This window comes from Caballeronia arvi (assembly GCF_001544695.2).
In the GTDB taxonomy this organism is placed as follows: Bacteria; Pseudomonadota; Gammaproteobacteria; order Burkholderiales; family Burkholderiaceae; genus Caballeronia; species Caballeronia arvi.
The window spans coordinates 1-881 of the sequence record NZ_FCOM02000286.1 but is presented as its reverse complement, the minus strand read 5'-3'; the positions used below and the strand labels follow the sequence as shown (position 1 = coordinate 881).

At 55.1% G+C, this 881-nt stretch carries 1 protein-coding gene and 1 pseudogene; one reads left to right on the top strand and one right to left on the bottom strand.

Annotated features, from left to right (window positions below):
• Nucleotides 1–212: pseudogene (locus AWB74_RS48150) on the bottom strand (MFS transporter); the annotation flags it as partial.
• Nucleotides 213–354: 142 nt separating this feature from the next.
• Between AWB74_RS48150 and AWB74_RS44940 the strand changes: the two are divergent.
• A partial coding sequence (locus AWB74_RS44940) for a GntR family transcriptional regulator (protein WP_061152848.1) occupies nt 355–881 on the top strand: 527 nt, incomplete at its 3' end.

Below are 881 nucleotides of genomic sequence, written 5' to 3'. Positions count from 1 at the left end.
GCGCCGGCAAGCCATCCACCGAGCGCAGAGGAGATAAGCGTCACAGCACTTATGGCGCCGGCCTGAGTATGGTCGATACCGAAAGCCGCGATCAGAGCGGGGATGGCAAGTGTGAACATCTGAACATCAAGCGCGTCGAGCCCCCAACCTGCAAAGCAGCCCCAGAAAGTCATTCGTTCGACGCGAGTACCGCGTTTGTACCAAGCGAACATCATTGTCTCCAACGAAACATATATTCATGTATATGACTATATATCGACAGTGTAGGCTTCTTCGGCTCAGTGTCTGTGGGGATTAACCCTCGGAGCCAGCGGTGCTACAGTAGAGATAGAGTTGTGTATAACTATATGACCCATGGATACCGTCACTTTTCCCGCCAAGGCAGACCTGCGGCTGCCGCGCTACCAGCTGATCCGCGACGATATCGTGCGCCGTATCGCGGATGGACAATGGGCACCCGAGCAGGCAATACCTACCGAGGCGGATCTCTGTCAGGCGTACGAGGTGTCAATTGGCACTCTGCGCAAAGCAATAGATTTGCTGGTGGCTGACGGCGTTCTGACACGCACGCAGGGAAAAGGTACTTTCGTTCGCCGGCCGCGCTTCGACTCTTCCTTGTTCCGATTTTTTCGCTTCAAATCAGCGGACGGAAAGTCAGTCCAGCCGACGGGAAAGGTTCTGGAACGTGCGGTTTTGAAACCAAGCGAAACGATTCAGGAGGCGCTGCAAATGAAGAGTGGCGAAAAGAGCATCCGCCTCTCTCGAGTTCGTCTCATCGATTCCAGGCCGGTCCTTTGGGAAGAAATCTGGCTTGCTCGCCATCGCTTCGAAGCGTTGACTACCCTGCCGCTCGACGAGTTCGGGGATTTGATGTACCCGCT